Origin of the sequence: Deminuibacter soli, assembly GCF_003412455.1 — a bacterium.
Lineage (GTDB): Bacteria > Bacteroidota > Bacteroidia > Chitinophagales > Chitinophagaceae > Deminuibacter > Deminuibacter soli.
This window is the reverse complement of record NZ_QTJU01000004.1, coordinates 108,777-124,111: the sequence shown is the minus strand read 5'-3', so window position 1 is coordinate 124,111 and position 15,335 is coordinate 108,777. Positions and strand designations below refer to the sequence as shown.

16 protein-coding genes are annotated in these 15,335 nt (G+C 47.8%); 10 read left to right on the top strand and 6 right to left on the bottom strand.

Features of this window, described 5'->3' with window-relative positions; all coding sequences use genetic code 11:
* Position 1: 1 nt before the first annotated feature.
* On the bottom strand, positions 2-457 hold the full coding sequence (locus tag DXN05_RS12935; protein WP_116847696.1) for a phosphatidylglycerophosphatase A family protein: 456 nt from the start codon (positions 455-457) through the stop codon (positions 2-4).
* Positions 457-1,785, bottom strand: a complete 1,329-nt coding sequence (locus tag DXN05_RS12930; RefSeq protein WP_116847695.1) for an inositol-3-phosphate synthase — start codon at positions 1,783-1,785, stop codon at positions 457-459. Before DXN05_RS12930 ends, DXN05_RS12935 begins: the two co-directional genes overlap by 1 nt.
* A 203-nt stretch (positions 1,786-1,988) precedes the next feature.
* Here DXN05_RS12930 and DXN05_RS12925 point away from each other — a divergent pair, with 203 nt between their 5' ends.
* Entirely contained in the window at positions 1,989-2,807 is an 819-nt protein-coding gene (locus DXN05_RS12925; RefSeq protein WP_116847694.1) for a phytanoyl-CoA dioxygenase family protein, read from the top strand.
* Between the two features lie 202 nt (positions 2,808-3,009).
* Here DXN05_RS12925 and DXN05_RS12920 read toward each other — a convergent pair whose 3' ends face one another.
* Positions 3,010-3,657, bottom strand: coding sequence for a helix-turn-helix transcriptional regulator (locus tag DXN05_RS12920; protein WP_116847693.1), 648 nt, complete (start codon positions 3,655-3,657; stop codon positions 3,010-3,012).
* A 188-nt stretch (positions 3,658-3,845) separates the two neighbouring features.
* On the opposite strand from DXN05_RS12920, the gene DXN05_RS12915 reads away from it, so the two are divergent.
* The 7 genes from DXN05_RS12915 to DXN05_RS12885 all read left to right on the top strand — a co-directional run bounded on the left by DXN05_RS12915 (position 3,846) and on the right by DXN05_RS12885 (position 9,915).
* Positions 3,846-4,172 (top strand): HesB/IscA family protein, encoded by a 327-nt coding sequence (locus tag DXN05_RS12915; RefSeq protein WP_116847692.1) that lies wholly within the window; start codon positions 3,846-3,848, stop codon positions 4,170-4,172.
* Positions 4,173-4,198: 26 nt separating this feature from the next.
* Positions 4,199-5,647: a Fe-S cluster assembly protein SufB gene (gene sufB / locus DXN05_RS12910; RefSeq protein ID WP_116847691.1), complete on the top strand. Its 1,449-nt coding sequence runs from the start codon at positions 4,199-4,201 to the stop codon at positions 5,645-5,647.
* Positions 5,648-5,663: 16 nt separating this feature from the next.
* Positions 5,664-6,431, top strand: a complete 768-nt coding sequence (gene sufC, locus DXN05_RS12905; RefSeq protein ID WP_116847690.1) for a Fe-S cluster assembly ATPase SufC — start codon at positions 5,664-5,666, stop codon at positions 6,429-6,431.
* A 17-nt stretch (positions 6,432-6,448) separates the two neighbouring features.
* Positions 6,449-7,771 (top strand): Fe-S cluster assembly protein SufD, encoded by a 1,323-nt coding sequence (gene sufD, locus DXN05_RS12900; protein ID WP_116847689.1) that lies wholly within the window; start codon positions 6,449-6,451, stop codon positions 7,769-7,771.
* Between the two features lie 138 nt (positions 7,772-7,909).
* Positions 7,910-9,160, top strand: coding sequence for an aminotransferase class V-fold PLP-dependent enzyme (locus DXN05_RS12895; protein WP_116847688.1), 1,251 nt, complete (start codon positions 7,910-7,912; stop codon positions 9,158-9,160).
* Between the two features lie 18 nt (positions 9,161-9,178).
* On the top strand, positions 9,179-9,598 hold the full coding sequence (locus tag DXN05_RS12890) for a SufE family protein (RefSeq protein WP_116847687.1): 420 nt from the start codon (positions 9,179-9,181) through the stop codon (positions 9,596-9,598).
* 5 nt (positions 9,599-9,603) lie between these two features.
* On the top strand, positions 9,604-9,915 hold the full coding sequence (locus DXN05_RS12885; protein WP_116847686.1) for an iron-sulfur cluster assembly protein: 312 nt from the start codon (positions 9,604-9,606) through the stop codon (positions 9,913-9,915).
* Between the two features lie 77 nt (positions 9,916-9,992).
* Here the strand turns inward: DXN05_RS12885 and DXN05_RS12880 are convergent, their stop codons facing one another.
* A complete protein-coding gene (locus DXN05_RS12880) occupies positions 9,993-10,559 on the bottom strand; it encodes an AAA family ATPase (protein WP_158559235.1) in 567 nt (188 codons plus the stop codon).
* Between the two features lie 195 nt (positions 10,560-10,754).
* Here DXN05_RS12880 and DXN05_RS12875 point away from each other — a divergent pair, with 195 nt between their 5' ends.
* Both DXN05_RS12875 and DXN05_RS12870 read left to right on the top strand, forming a co-directional pair.
* Positions 10,755-11,228 (top strand): 23S rRNA (pseudouridine(1915)-N(3))-methyltransferase RlmH, encoded by a 474-nt coding sequence (locus DXN05_RS12875; RefSeq protein WP_116847684.1) that lies wholly within the window; start codon positions 10,755-10,757, stop codon positions 11,226-11,228.
* Positions 11,229-11,526: 298 nt separating this feature from the next.
* A complete protein-coding gene (locus tag DXN05_RS12870) occupies positions 11,527-12,168 on the top strand; it encodes a rhomboid family intramembrane serine protease (RefSeq protein ID WP_116847962.1) in 642 nt (213 codons plus the stop codon).
* A 40-nt stretch (positions 12,169-12,208) separates the two neighbouring features.
* On the opposite strand, the gene tilS is transcribed toward DXN05_RS12870, so the two are convergent.
* Entirely contained in the window at positions 12,209-13,567 is a 1,359-nt protein-coding gene (tilS, locus tag DXN05_RS12865) for a tRNA lysidine(34) synthetase TilS (RefSeq protein WP_116847683.1), read from the bottom strand.
* An 80-nt stretch (positions 13,568-13,647) separates the two neighbouring features.
* On the bottom strand, positions 13,648-15,306 hold the full coding sequence (locus DXN05_RS12860; protein ID WP_116847682.1) for a glutamine--tRNA ligase/YqeY domain fusion protein: 1,659 nt from the start codon (positions 15,304-15,306) through the stop codon (positions 13,648-13,650).
* Between the last annotated feature and the right edge of the window lie 29 nt (positions 15,307-15,335).

Sequence of the window (15,335 nt, the reverse complement as noted above, 5' to 3'; positions counted from 1 at the left end):
GCTACAAAAGTCCGCTTTTCACAATTAATTGCAGTACTACATTACTACAAATACCAGCAAGCAAATCGTCCATCATCACCCCCCAACCGGCGGGTAATGATTCGGCTTTACGGATGAACAGTGGTTTGGTGATATCGAAAAAACGAAACAGAATAAACCCCAAAATTACAAATTTCCAGGATACCGGAATCAAAAACAGGCTAACACACATTCCCTGTACCTCGTCAATCACCACCCTGTTGTGATCCTTTCCCCATTCGCGCTCTACTACAGAGGCTGTCCAAACACCCGCAAAAAATAACAGCACAATGGCTGCAAATGTTGCAGGCGTACTAACACCACGAATCTGGATAAAGTACCAGGCAAAGCAGCAAACCGCAGCTGCAACGCTGCCCGCTCCCTTCCCTATGTAACCAATACCCAGACTCGTGGAAATTAACTTGCTGAAACGCATCATTACGATATAGCTTCTACCAGATCCTGGTAATAATCCAGTCCCAGGTGGGTAATTAAATCTTCGCCCATCATATGACGCAGTGTATTCTGCAGTTTGATCAGCTGTTTAAAAATATCATGTTCCGGGCGCAAACCAGGTGCGGTTTGCGGCGATTTCAGGTAAAATGACAGCCATTCCTGTATGCCACTCATGCCTGCGCGTTTGGCCAGGTCGCAAAACAGCGCCAGGTCAAGCACAATAGGCGCCGCCAGGATAGAATCACGACACAAAAAGTTTACCTTAATCTGCATTTTGTAACCCATCCAGCCGAATATGTCAATATTATCCCAGCTTTCCTTGTTATCGCCATGCGGAGGATAATAGTTGATACGTACTTTATGGTAAATATCACCGTACAGGTCGGGGTTGGTGTCGGGTTTAAAAATATCTTCCAGTACACCCAGTTTAGATACTTCCTTGGTTTTAAAGTTATCCGGGTCGTCGAGTACCCAGCCATCCCTGTTACCCAGGATATTGGTTGAGAACCAGCCGTCTACACCCAGGGCCCTTGCCTGCAAACCGGGCGCCAGGATGGTTTTCATCAAAGTCTGGCCGGTTTTGAAATCTTTACCCGCTATCGGTGTGCCGGTTTGTTTGCTCAGCTCAACCAGTGCAGGAATATCGCAGGTAAGGTTAGGCGCACCGTTTGCGAAAGGCACACCCAGTTTCAGTGCCGCGTATGCATAAATCATACTGGGCGCAATATTGGGATCGTTGTTTTTTAAGCCGGCTTCAAAGCTTTCCACGGTTTCATGCACCTCAGATGCTTCAAAGTAAATTTCGGTAGAACCACACCAAACCAGCACTACCCTGTTCAGGTCATGCAGGTCTTTAAAGTTCTCAATATCATCCATTACCTGTTTAGCCAGGTCCCATTTGGTAGCCGCAGTTTTAACATAGGTACCATCCAGGTTTTTAACAAATGTACGGTCAAATACAGCCTTCATGGGCTTAATCGCTTCCAGCTCGGGCCTGATGGCTTCCAGCATAGCAGGTTCCAGCACTTTTGCATGCGCTGCTGCCTGGTATACATTGTCATCATACAAATCCCAACCGCCAAAAACAATATCTTTCAGGTTAGCCAAAGGCACAAAGTCCTTAATCAAAGGCATCCTGTTTTCCGTACGTTTACCCAAACGGATATTACCCATTTGAGATACAGAGCCAATCGGTTTAGCCAGTCCTTTATTTATTGCAATAACGCCTGCCATAAATGTGGTAGCAACTGCACCCATTCCCGGTGTCAAAATCCCCAGTCTACCCTCAGCCTTTTGAATTTGACTTTTCATTAGTTAGTTTAATTTTGCATTAAATTATTAAAACTACGCTTTATCTGGATAGCTTGAAAAATAAAGCGTACTTTTGTGCAAAATTCAACAAAATTGTTAAACAATTTTGTTTTGTTTTTATCAATAAAATCCAATATACGCAACCCCGGCTCCTGACCCGTTGGATGGCACTATACGTGTAGACAGGATAAATTTTGAAAGGAATGAGCAAAATAGCACCCCCACCCTTCAGCCTTGGCAATCAGCTGTCGACCGAACAACTGCACTTTTTCCAGGAACAAGGATACATTGTATTCAAAAACTTCCTCACCCGCGAACAGGTAAACCTTTATCTCCGTGATATTGCGCGTGTTGAACAAACACTCCTCGAAAACGGTACCGATAAAATCAACGGCGTTCCCCTCAAATTCGGGAAAGACGAGCAGGGCAATGCCACTATCCAGCGCTTTTGCTTTTTATCACTGTACAGCGAACCGCTGCACAAACTGCTGGCCAACGACCCGCGCCTGCAGGCACTTACCGCACTGATGCACCCGTTTGAAGGCCGTATTGGCGAAAAGGAAAAAGACGGCCTGGTACTCAATAATTATATCCGCACACAAAACAGCACCTTCTCGCACATGGGCTGGCATACCGATAGCCCGCGCGATCTGTTTATGGGCCAGCGCATTATGCCCATGCTCAATGTAGGTATTCACCTGGATGACTGCCCGTTTGACAATGGCGGACTGCGTGTTATTCCCGGCACCCACAAACAGGGTATCCTGAAACTGCTGTTCGGCAAAAAATACTTTATTGACCATAACCCGGATGAGAAAGAAATCGGGTTCGATATTACAGCCGGTGATTTAACCGTACACGACGGCCGCCTGTGGCACCGCGTACAGCAATCGCCCCATATCGGCGAAAAAAGCCGCCGCCGCGTGATGTACCTGCCCATTGTTACCGGCAAATTCACCCCGAAAGACGAAAACAGCAAAACGCCGTTCTATCACAGGTTTACCAGCAAGGCGCATAAGTAGTGAGTAGTGAGTGGTGAGTAGTGAGTGAGGAAGATCACGGTGAATAGTCAATAGTGAATAGTGAATGAACTGAGCGAAGCGTTGTATTTGCAGCGGCTTCGCTTTTTTTTGCCGTAAAAGCTTGAACGAACCTTGAACGAACCTCCGACGATCCTCGGGCGAAGCTAAAAATTGGATAGGGAACCATCAAACCATTAAACAATCAATCCATCTTCTTCTCGATCCGGTATACGCAACGCCTGTCACCGTTAACCAGGTGTTCGGTGCGTTCAACGCTTACATCGTTGCCGAGTATGGTTTGCAGGGTTTGCAGTTCTGACTGGCATATTTTTTCACAGCGGCTGGCTGCAGCGCAGATGGGACAATGGTTTTCAACCAGTAAATAGGCTTCTTTCTCGCGGCGGTATTCGGCTACATACCCTTCGTTATTGCGCAGCTCGGCTACCTTGTTTATTTTTTCTTCCAGCGAATCGGTGGCCTCAATGGCCTGCTGGTATTTTTCGCGGATGGAGATTTCGCGCTGTTCAATAAGTGTATCCAACGCAGGCGCACCAAACATCTGCTTTACCGCATCAATCAGGTGCAGGGAAAAATCGGCATGCATATCAGGGAAACGGGCATTGCCCCTTTCGGTTAATCCCCAGCGCTGTACAGGCCGGCCTACGCCCCTGCTTTCCAGCCGGGCTTCTACCAAACCTTCGTCCGCCAGCTTTTGTAATTGAAAACGGGCCCCCTCTGCAGTAATGCCCAGCTCGCCTGCTACCTGCGCGGCAGTAAGCAATCCCTGCTTCTTTAACAGCAGCAGAAACCGGTCAAATGCAGATGAAAAATATGGCTGGTATTTTTCCAAGCGTTTACTTATTTAATGCAAATATCTTATTTTTGCACTGAAATAGAAAAATTATTCAGTCAGCTAGCTTCGGTATCTTTGCCCCCCAGGCTTCAGCAATACTGTTTAAGTCTATGGTATGGTAGTTTGCATTCAAATTATCATAAATGACAACCAAATTCGTGTAATCCGTTATAATTCGCGTTTATATGATCACTGTTTCCTCTTCAGCCAAAGATTATATCACCAACCTCATGCAGCAGCAGAATGAGCCTGAGACGGCATACCTGCGCGTAGGTGTAAAAGGTGGTGGTTGCTCTGGCCTTGAATATAAAATGAACTTCGATTCTGAAGTGAAAGAAAACGATGAAGTGTACGAAGACAAAGGCATTAAGCTGGTGGTTGACCGGATGAGCCTGTTGTACCTGTACGGCACCGAACTCGATTACTCAGGCGGCCTTAACGGTAAGGGCCTGGTGTTTAACAACCCCAATGCCACCCGTACCTGCAGCTGCGGCGAAAGTTTTGCAGTTTAATTATTTTTTTGATTGAGCATACGATTATGAGCAACACGTCTAACGACATATTGGAGAAAGTAACCACGGGCGACTACGAGTATGGTTTCAGCACTGAGATCGACATGGAGTATGCGCCCCCCGGTTTAAACGAAGAAACCATCGCTTTTATTTCTGCAAAAAAAAGCGAACCAGACTGGCTTTTGCAATGGCGTTTAAAGGCATACAAAACCTTTTTAAAACAACAGCTTCCCCGCTGGCAGAATTTTGAACTGCCTGAAATGGATTTACAGGCTATTTCCTACTACGCAGCGCCGAAAAAGAAACCGGAACTGAAGAGCCTGGATGAAGTAGATCCTGAACTGCTGAAAACATTTGAGAAACTGGGCATCCCCCTGAACGAGCAGAAACAGCTCACCGGCGTTGCCGTTGATGCCGTGTTCGACAGTGTTTCGGTAGTGACCACCTTCCGCGAGGAACTGAGTAAGGTAGGTATCATCTTCTGCTCTATCAGCGAAGCCATTAAAGAACACCCTGAGCTGGTACAGAAATACCTCGGCTCTGTGGTGCCGCAGTCAGACAACTATTACGCAGCATTAAACTCGGCCGTTTTCTCAGACGGTTCGTTTGTATACATTCCGGAAGGCGTTCGCTGCCCCATGGAATTAAGCACCTATTTCCGCATCAATGCCAAAAACTCGGGCCAGTTCGAACGTACGCTGATTATCGCCGATAAAAACAGCTATGTAAGCTACCTCGAAGGTTGTACAGCCCCCTCGCGCGATGAGAACCAGCTGCACGCCGCTGTGGTAGAACTGGTGGCACTGGAAAATGCAGAGATCAAATACTCTACCGTTCAAAACTGGTACCCCGGCGATAAAGACGGTAAAGGCGGTGTATATAACTTTGTTACAAAACGCGGTATCTGCCTCGGTAACCATTCAAAAATTTCATGGACACAGGTAGAAACCGGTTCGGCAATTACCTGGAAATACCCCAGCGTTATCCTGAAAGGTGATTATACCAGCGGTGAGTTTTATTCTGTAGCCGTTACCCGTCACAAACAGGTAGCAGACACCGGCACCAAAATGTACCATATCGGTAAAAACAGCAAAAGCCGTATCATCTCCAAAGGCATTTCTGCCGGCGAAGCACAGAACGCTTACCGCGGACTGGTACAGGTGGGTCCCAACGCACGCAACGCGCGCAACTATACACAGTGCGATTCACTGCTGATAGGCGACCGCTGCGGTGCGCATACCTTCCCTTACATCGAATCTAAAAACAATACCGCACAGATAGAACATGAGGCCACCACTTCTAAAATTGGTGAAGACCAGATTTTCTATCTTAACCAGAGAGGCATTGATACCGAAAAGGCAGTAGGTATGATTGTGAACGGTTATGTGAAGGAAGTATTGGAGAAACTGCCAATGGAATTTGCTGTTGAAGCACAAAAATTATTAGCCATTACCCTTGAGGGTAGTGTGGGTTAAAAACGCGTATATCATCATGTTAACGATTAAGAATTTATTCGCTGGTATCGAAGACAAGGCAATCTTAAAAGGTATTAACCTGCAGGTGAACCCCGGTGAAATTCATGCCATCATGGGCCCCAACGGCTCTGGCAAAAGCTCACTGGCATCTGTACTGGCAGGCAAGGAAGATTACCAGGTTACCGACGGCGAAGTGTTGTTCGAGGGGAAAGACTTACTGGAACTGTCTCCCGATGAAAGGGCTAAAGAAGGTTTGTTCCTCGCATTCCAGTACCCCGTAGAAATTCCGGGTGTATCGAACATGCAGTTCCTCAAAACTGCTGTAAATGAAATCAGGTCATACCGCAACCAGCCTGCATTAACTGCAGGTGAGTTTTTATCACTGATAAAACAGAAACAGAAACTGGTTGAACTCGACGACCAGTTCCTGCGCCGCTCGCTGAACACCGGTTTCTCAGGCGGTGAGAAAAAGAAGAACGAAATTTTTCAGCTGGCAATGTTCGAACCCAAACTGTCTATTCTCGATGAAACAGATTCAGGCCTGGACATCGATGCCCTGCGCATTATCGCCAATGGCGTAAACAGGCTGAAAAACAACAACAACTCGTTTGTACTGATTACACACTATCAGCGTTTGCTCGATTATATTGTTCCCGACTTTGTGCATGTACTGTACGATGGTAAAATTATCCTCACAGGTACGAAAGACCTGGCCCTGGAACTGGAAGAAAAAGGATACGATTGGGTGAAAGAAATGGCACATGCCAAAGAGCCTGCACAATAAAAGAAAAGAAAGGAACAATGTTGCAAACTGATACACTTCATACTAAATTTTTAGAGCTGGTTAAAAGTGCAGAAGCACAGAACGGCGCTACCCTGCTCGAAAGCAGGCAGGCAGCGTTCAAACGCTTCAGCAACAACGGCTTCCCTACCATCCGCAGCGAACAATGGAAGTATAGCAATATCACCGGTTTGCTGAACGATGCGCTGCAGGTACCCGTTGAACCACTCGCTGTTAAAGAAACACAGGACGCAGGCGCCGCATTGCTGGTAAAACTGCATGCACCGGCAGAATGGCTCACGATATTAACCATCAATGGTAAATTACATACCATTCAGCGCCCTACCGGCAGCAAGGAAGACAACCTGCAGATAAGCGATGTGCAGGATTTCCTGTTGTCTACCGAAGATGATGGCGATAACGATACCGTTGTACAGCAGGCCATCAACAAACCGTTCTCCCTGCTCAACAGGGCCCTGTTTTTACACGGTTTACAACTGGAAGTAAAAGCCAACAGCCAGGTAAACATACCCGTGCACATTATTCACTACTACACCGGTATTGAAAATACCTTCCTGCAAACCAGGCTGCAGCTGAAAGCCAATAAAAACGCACACCTTACCGTGGTGGAAAGTTTTATTGCCGACAGCAGCTGTAAAAATGTAGTGGTAAACCACGCTGCCGAAACACTGCTGGCTGCAGAAGCCACGCTGGATCACTTCCTGGTGCAGCAGCTCAACGAGCAAACCAACCTCATTTTAAGTGAAGTGGTGCGCCAGGAACAGCAGAGCGATTATAAGAACCATGTTATCTCGCTGCCCTTTGCCCGCTTTATCCGCAACAACCTGGATATTGCGCTGAAAGGCACTTACAGCCATACAGACATGCATGGTTTGTACATGGTATCGCCACAGCAGGTAATTGACAACAGCACCGGTATTAACCACCTGCGCCCCAACTGTACCAGCAACCAGCTGTACAAAGGCATTGTGGCCGATAAAGGTACCGGCACGTTCAACGGCCGCATTTATGTGCACCTCGATGCGCAGAAAACAAATGCCTTTCAAAAGAATGCCAACCTGCCCCTGGGCGAACATGCGGTGATTAATTCAAAACCCCAGCTCGAAATTTATGCCGACGATGTGCGTTGCACACACGGTTCGGCACTGGGACAAATGAATAACCAGCAACTGTTTTACCTGCTTGCAAGAGGCATTAAACAGGAGATCGCAGTTAAATTGCTGTCACAGGCTTTTGTAAACGAAGTAACCGAAACCATAGAGCAGGAATCTATCCGCAGCTATGTGGCCGATCTCGTTGAAAAAGCACTGGACCAGATGTAATATATTTCAGGGTTTCATGTACCGGCAACTGCAGCAAACATTCAAACCCGTTTGTGCAGCGGTTACATGAAACCCGCTATACTTAAGGCAACCCCGAACCGCTTCGACCCGTGATACATTCACTTTAAACGTATTACTATGTCTGCCATCAGCACCAGCACACCGTCCGTATCCGTAGAAAGCATACGCGCCGACTTCCCCATTCTGAATGAAACCATCAATGGCCATCACCTCGTATACTTCGACAATGCGGCCACTTCACAGAAGCCCATGCAGGTAATGGAAGCCATGAACCGGTATTATTTTCATTCCAACAGCAATGTGCACCGTGGTGCGCATACATTAAGCGTACGCGCTACCGATTGTTACGAAGGTGCAAGAGACACAGTTGCCAGGCTGCTGAACGCAGCCTCTTCACGCGAAATCGTTTTCACCGGCGGCACTACCGATTCCATTAACCTCGTGGCATATTCTTTCAGCAATGGTTTGCTGAAAGCAGGCGATGAAATACTGGTGAGCACGCTGGAACATCATTCCAATATTATTCCCTGGCAGCTGGCAGCACAACGTTGCGGCGCTACGGTGAAAGCCATACCCATGGATGCACAGGGCAACCTGTTAATAAACAGCTACCGCGAACTGCTCAGCAGCAACACGCGCCTGGTGGCTGTAACCCATGTATCCAACACACTCGGCACCATTAACCCGGTGCGTGACATTATTGCGATAGCCCACGAAAAAGGCATTCCTGTGCTGATTGATGCAGCGCAGTCTGTTCCGCATTTCCAGATAGATGTGCAGGACCTGGACGCCGATTTTGTTGCCTTCTCGGGCCACAAAATGCTGGGGCCAACCGGCATTGGCGTACTCTATGCCAAAGAAAGCTGGCTCAACCAGATGCCTCCCTTCCGCGGCGGTGGCGGTATGATACAAACCGGCAGTGTTACCATCGGCAATACCCTGTACAACAAAGCTCCCTACAAGTTTGAAGCAGGCACCCCCAATGTGGCAGGTGCAGTAGGCCTGGCAGCAGCCATCGACTACATGAACGAAGTAGGATACGATTTTATACAACAGCAGGAAGAACAATTACTGCATTACGCACTGGAACAACTGCAGCAATTACCCGAAGTGCAGCTGGCCGCAAGGCCTGAGCATATGGCAAGCGTGTTCTCATTCAATGTAAAAAATGCCCACTACTCCGATGTAGCTACCCTGCTCGATTCACAGGGTGTGGCCGTTCGTTCGGGCATGCATTGTACCGAACCATTGCTGAGCCATTTGCAGGTAAACGGAACTGCACGTGTTTCCTTTGCTTTTTATAATACGCTGGAAGAAGTGGATGTGTTTATCAAAGCGCTTCAGAAGGCCATCAGGATGTTAAGCTAAAACAATAAAGACAGGCAGATGCTGATTAATGATATACAAGACCAGCTGGTAGAAGAATTTGAGCTGATGGATGACTGGATGGAAAAATACGAGCACATTATCCATATGGGCAATGAACTGCCGCCAATGGATGAAACGCTGAAAACCGACAACCGTTTAATCAGGGGCTGCCAAAGCCGCGTATGGCTTGATGCCAAAGAACAGAATGGCATCCTGCATTTTGAAGCCGACAGCGATGCACTTATCACCAAAGGTTTGATATCGATGGTAGTAAGGGTGCTCAACAACCAGCCGGCAAAAGATATTGCAGCAGCTGACTTGTATTTTGTAGATAAAATCGGCTTGCGCAGCCACCTGTCATCGAACAGGGCCAACGGACTGGCTTCTATGATACAGCAGATTAAAGCGCTGGCCGTTCACTTCAATTCAGCAAATTAGTTTCTATGAGCGAATCAGTTTCAAAATACGACCTGGTGATCGACGCACTGCGCAAAGTGTACGATCCGGAGATACCGGTAAATGTGTATGATCTTGGACTGGTATATAAAGTAGATATCAACGAGAAAGGCATACAGGTAACCATGACCTTAACAGCGCCCGGCTGCCCGGTAGCGGGTGATATTATTTTCCAGGTAGAAAATGAAGTAAAGAACATGACCGGCGAACCAAACGTGCACGTGCACCTTACGTTTGACCCTGCCTGGGATAAGAGCATGATGAGCGAAGAAGCCAAACTGGAACTTGGCTACATGTAATAAAATGCAAACAGGGGATACAGCTTTCACTGTATGCCCCTGCTGCTGCATCAGGCCTCTGTTTGGTTATGTACAGCTTATGCTTGTAATTGCGGTTCAAAATTCACCACTGTATTCAACTTGCCCAGCACCACATCATTCAGGTGATGCTCCCGCCCGGTAGCCAGTATTACCAGTCCACCGTACGATTCAATTTTCTGTAACAGGTATACACTTTCCTGCGCCGTATGGCTATCCTGCGTATCTGTAGTTACCGTGCGCCTGTCAAACAGGGCATCTGCATCATCAAAGAATAAAATCCAGTTGTGCTCGGCAGCCTGGCTGAATAAAGTATCGAGATTCTTTTCTGTTTCCCCCACATACTTCGATATTACTTTCGACAAGGAAATATGAAACACCTCCCTGCCTGCTTCCTGGGCCAGCAATGCAGCTGCTGCCTTGCCACTGGCAGGCGACCCTGCAAACAGTGCCCTGAAGCCATTGCCCACACGATCACCGCCATCAGGTGTACGTGAAGATGTATTGTGCTGCAACCAGCTTTTTACTTCATTTACCTGCTCCTGTGTACTGCGGCCCATGCGGAGGTTATTCCAGTTTTCATTGGTCCTGATCGGTTTAACGGGGAAGCTTCCTTCGGTGTTCATGGTTCGTTGGTTTGATTGATTGATACGGATACTTGCCATTAGTAATTTACTCAAAAAAAATGACAGGTGCAATGCCCCTGCATTGTCTTTTATTACAAAACAGCGAAGCAGAAGTTCGTCACAAATGTTTACCGCTGTGTTAAGCCTTTATAAACCCAAACTTTCACGAATCATTGATTATCGTAATTTGGCAGGGTGAAACTTTACTTCTATTCCATAGGCAAGGCGCATGACAGCTATATTAAACCCGGTGTGGAAGATTTCACCGCGCGCATCAACAAATATTTCCCGGCAGAGTGGCAGGTAATTGCCCCGCCTAAAAATGCAGCCGTATTGTCTGAAGGCGATCTAAAAAAACAGGAAGCCAAACTGGTATTAAACCTGCTGCAGCCGGATGACCAGCTCATACTGCTCGATGAGCGCGGCAAACAATTCAGCTCGCCTGAACTGGCGCAGGTAATTCAGCAAAAAGCCAACGACAGTACCAAACGTTTGATCTTTTTAATCGGCGGTGCCTTCGGTGTAGATGCCAGCATACAACAACGCGCCAACACCACCTGGAGCCTTTCCAAACTCGTATTCCCGCACATGCTGGTGCGCCTTATCCTGGCCGAACAGGTATACCGCGCCTGCACCATCCTGCGCAATGAAAAATATCATCATATGTAAGGGGTTATCCGTTCCGGAATGTTATACCAGGAGTGAATAGTCAATAAATTAGTGAGTGGTGAGCAGTGAGTGGTGAGTTTTATCGAAGCGATTTCTTGCCCCGCAATAATACTCGCTTAGATAGTCTCGACGTGTCGCCTCTCGATTCTCGATAAATTTCGGACTGCTAAGATCCCTCACGACTGATCCTCCGGAGCGGTAAAAATATCAATCACGCTTAACTAAACGACATTGATTCACGATCGGGCCTCACGATTGACGGCTCAGCGCTTTTTATTATATTGCCCTCATTATGGAAATGAGCATTACTTTAGCCATTGTTATTATCACGGCTGTTATTTCGTTTACAGCATTCTCTAACCAGAAAATACAGGAAGACCTGATTTTCTACCCGCCTGCTGTTGACAGGAGAAGGCAATGGTATCGTTTTATCACTTCGGGTTTTATTCACGCGAATTTCTTCCACCTGTTTTTTAACATGTGGGCGCTGTATAGTTTTGGCACCATGGTAGAAGATGCGCTGAACCAGATATTTGGTCCTGCAGGCAGAATCTACTACCTGCTGTTATATATTTCTGCACTGGTCGTAAGCCTGCTGCCCACGTACTTCAACAACCGCGACAACTACCATTACCGCAGCCTGGGCGCCAGCGGCGCTGTATCAGCCGTGGTATTTGCCGGTATCCTGTTTTTCCCGCTGAATGAAATCGGCATCTTCCCGTTGCCCTTTGGCATACCCGGTTTTATATTCGGCGCACTATACCTCATTATAAGCAGCTACCTCTCCCGCCGCGGCATGGACAATATCAATCACTCCGCGCATTTATGGGGCTCGGTATACGGCTTTATATACGTAATCGCCATCTGTGCTCTGTTCAGCAGCTACCCGCCTATACAGGCCTTTATTCAACAGGTACAATCCTATCACTTTGGCAAGTAACACAGAACAACAACCATTAAACCATTAAGCTATTTAACCATTAGCGTAGCGTGATGCTAATCACGCTGCGCGTGCCTTGTGTTACCTTAAACCGGTCATCAATTCTGCGGCCTACCACCCATACAATGCGCTGGTTGCTTTCAAGTACCCATACTTTTTCCTTGTCGGTGGCAGAGAGCTTCTGATCTATTAAAAAGCGGCTGATCTTTTTCTTTTTGGGCATACCCAGCGGGTAAAAATAATCGCCCTGGCGCCAGGGCCGCAACAGCAGCGGAAACTGTACTGCGGCTGCATTAAGACAGGCTACCTGGGGTTGCGTGCTGATGGCTGCTTCGCTGTTGGGCAGCACCCCGAATTGTAATGTGCCGCCGGCAAAAATGATTTTTTCTGCTGCTGACGTAATCAGTATATGGCCCGGCTGTTCTGTATTGCGCGGCGCAATAATAAGCCAGTTGCGGTTGCGGATAACACGGTGCGTGGCCGAGCTGGTATAACTGCCATTGTCTGCATGCAGCAGCTTGATGATCTCCGGTGTTTGCGCCACGCTGAAACCGTAGGGCTTGCAGATCTCCCATACCAATGCAGTCAATGGCTGCAGCTGTAATAACTTGTAAACCGGGATGTGTACCTCATCGCCTTTATACTCAAGCAGCTTGCGGGTATGCAACTGCACCGCCTGTTTGTACAGCAGCTCTGCGTCGCGAAAACGTTCGATGTTTTGCAGCAGGTTCTGTTCAACATTCGGGAATACCTGCTGCAAACCGGGAATCAGGTTCAACCGGAAATGATTGCGCACATATTTATCCGATGCATTGGATGAATCTTCTACCCAACGCAGGGCATGTTGTTGCGCATACTGTTTAACCTGTTCACGCGTAGCAAACAGCAGGGGGCGTATAATATTACCCTGCAATGGCAATATGCCGTGCAAACCGCCGATGCCGGTGCCCCTGAAGAAGTTGATGAGCAGGGTTTCAATACTGTCATTGGCATGATGTGCAGTGGCTATCCATGCCCTACCTTTCCAGCCGGGAATGGTGATGCTGTTATCATTCACCAATGCCTGAAACCAGTTGTACCGCAGCTCACGCGCAGCTTCCTGCACAGACAGCTTATTCTGCTCCGCATACTGTTTGGTATCAAAACGCTGCACCAGCAATTCTTTGTTATAACCTGCTGCCAGCTCATGTACAAATTGTTCGTCTCTTTCGCTCTCTTCACCACGCAGCTGAAAATTACAGTGGGCCATTACAAACAATGCGCCTGCCTTGTGCAGCACATCGGTCAACACCACACTGTCAATACCGCCGCTTACTGCCACCAGCAAGGGCACAGTAGTGATATCCAGGTTGGGAAACTGCTGTTTCCAGTATACTTTCAGCTGTTCTGCTACATCCATACTGCAATATTCAATAAAAAACCCGCTTGCTCAGTGCAGGCGGGTTAAAATGTATGTTTTGCTGCCTTTTACGGCTGTTGCTATTTCTTCTGTTCCTTGGCCCAGGTATCTTTCAGCGTTACGGTACGGTTAAATACCATGCGGTCTTCGCTGGTGTCTTTGTCAAGCGTATAATAGCCCTTGCGCAGGAACTGGTAACGGTCGTCGAACTTCGCGTTGCGCAAAGCAGGCTCGGCATAGGCATGCTGAATAATCTGCAATGAACCGGGATTCAGGATATCTTTCAGGTCACCTTCGTACGATGCAGGATCTTCCGTGTTAAACAGGCGATCGTACAAACGCAGCTCGGCATTTACCGCATGCGGCACGCTTACCCAATGCAGGGTACCTTTTACATGCAAACCAGATTTATCGTTGCCGCTCTGGCTTTCGGGCAGGTAGCTGCAATGCAGTTCGGTAATGTTACCGTCCGCATCTTTAATCACATCGTCACACCGGATAATGTACGCGCTTTTCAAACGCACCATCTGGCCGGGTGCCAGGCGGAAGAACTTCTTGGGCGGGTTCTCCATAAAGTCGTCGCGCTCTATGTACAGCTCCCCGCTGAATGGAATATCACGATACGTGGTATTGGGATCTTCCGGGTTGTCTTCACACCTTACGGTTTCATCTTTATCGGTGTAGTTGGTAAGCACTACTTTCAGCGGATCGAACACTACCATGCGGCGCTGTGCCACTTTGTTGAGGTGTTCACGCACGCAGAATTCCAGCAGGCCTACGTCAATCATGTTCTCACGTTTGGCTACACCAATAAGGTCGCAGAACTTGCGGATGCTCTCCGGTGTAAAGCCCCTGCGGCGCATGGCGCTGATGGTAGGCATGCGGGGATCATCCCAGCCGTCTACATATTTTTCATTTACCAGCTGCAGCAGCTTGCGTTTGCTCATGAGCGTGTACGTCATGTTCAAACGGGCAAACTCGTACTGGTGTGAAGGAAATATGCCCAATTGCTCAATCAGCCAGTCGTACAGTGCGCGATGCGACACAAATTCGAGTGTACAGATGGAGTGGGTGATTTTCTCTATGGAATCACTTTGACCGTGCGCAAAATCGTACATGGGGTAAATGCACCATGCATCGCCGGTACGGTGGTGATGTGCATGTTTAATGCGGTACAGGATAGGATCGCGCAGCAGCATATTGGTAGAAGCCATGTCTACCTTGGCGCGCAATACTTTTTCACCGTCTTTGTATTTGCCGGCGCGCATATCTGCAAACAGCTGCAGGTTTTCTTCCACGCTGCGGTTGCGGTAAGCGCTTTCCTTACCGGGCTGTGTAGGTGTGCCCTTTTCAGCGGCAATGGTTTCGCTGGTGCTGTCGTCTACATACGCCAGGCCCTTTTCAATGAGTTTTACCGCGAAGCCGTACAGCTGTTCAAAATAATCACTGGCATATAATTCATTGGCCCATTCAAAACCCAGCCATTTTACATCTTCTTTAATGCCTTCCACATACTGCGTTTCCTCAGTAGTGGGATTGGTGTCATCAAAACGAAGATTGGTGCTGCCGCCATATTTCTGTGCCAGGCCAAAATTGAGACAGATACTTTTTGCATGCCCCACATGTAAATGCCCGTTGGGTTCGGGCGGAAACCTGGTAACAATGCTTTTGTATTTCCCGGCCGACAAATCTCCTTCTACAATCTCTTCAATAAAATTCAGTGATTTTTCTTCGCTCATTCGTTTAACGTTAAAATTCAGGGATAGCA

Coding starts and splice junctions, on each gene's coding strand:
- DXN05_RS12935 (WP_116847696.1), bottom strand. CDS start 457: ATGATGCGTTTCAGCAAGTTAATTTCCACGAGTCTGGGTATTGGTTAC.
- DXN05_RS12930 (WP_116847695.1), bottom strand. CDS start 1,785: ATGAAAAGTCAAATTCAAAAGGCTGAGGGTAGACTGGGGATTTTGACA.
- DXN05_RS12925 (WP_116847694.1), top strand. CDS start 1,989: ATGAGCAAAATAGCACCCCCACCCTTCAGCCTTGGCAATCAGCTGTCG.
- DXN05_RS12915 (WP_116847692.1), top strand. CDS start 3,846: ATGATCACTGTTTCCTCTTCAGCCAAAGATTATATCACCAACCTCATG.
- sufB (WP_116847691.1), top strand. CDS start 4,199: ATGAGCAACACGTCTAACGACATATTGGAGAAAGTAACCACGGGCGAC.
- sufC (WP_116847690.1), top strand. CDS start 5,664: ATGTTAACGATTAAGAATTTATTCGCTGGTATCGAAGACAAGGCAATC.
- sufD (WP_116847689.1), top strand. CDS start 6,449: ATGTTGCAAACTGATACACTTCATACTAAATTTTTAGAGCTGGTTAAA.
- DXN05_RS12895 (WP_116847688.1), top strand. CDS start 7,910: ATGTCTGCCATCAGCACCAGCACACCGTCCGTATCCGTAGAAAGCATA.
- DXN05_RS12890 (WP_116847687.1), top strand. CDS start 9,179: ATGCTGATTAATGATATACAAGACCAGCTGGTAGAAGAATTTGAGCTG.
- DXN05_RS12885 (WP_116847686.1), top strand. CDS start 9,604: ATGAGCGAATCAGTTTCAAAATACGACCTGGTGATCGACGCACTGCGC.
- DXN05_RS12880 (WP_158559235.1), bottom strand. CDS start 10,559: ATGAACACCGAAGGAAGCTTCCCCGTTAAACCGATCAGGACCAATGAA.
- DXN05_RS12870 (WP_116847962.1), top strand. CDS start 11,527: ATGAGCATTACTTTAGCCATTGTTATTATCACGGCTGTTATTTCGTTT.
- tilS (WP_116847683.1), bottom strand. CDS start 13,567: ATGGATGTAGCAGAACAGCTGAAAGTATACTGGAAACAGCAGTTTCCC.
- DXN05_RS12860 (WP_116847682.1), bottom strand. CDS start 15,306: ATGAGCGAAGAAAAATCACTGAATTTTATTGAAGAGATTGTAGAAGGA.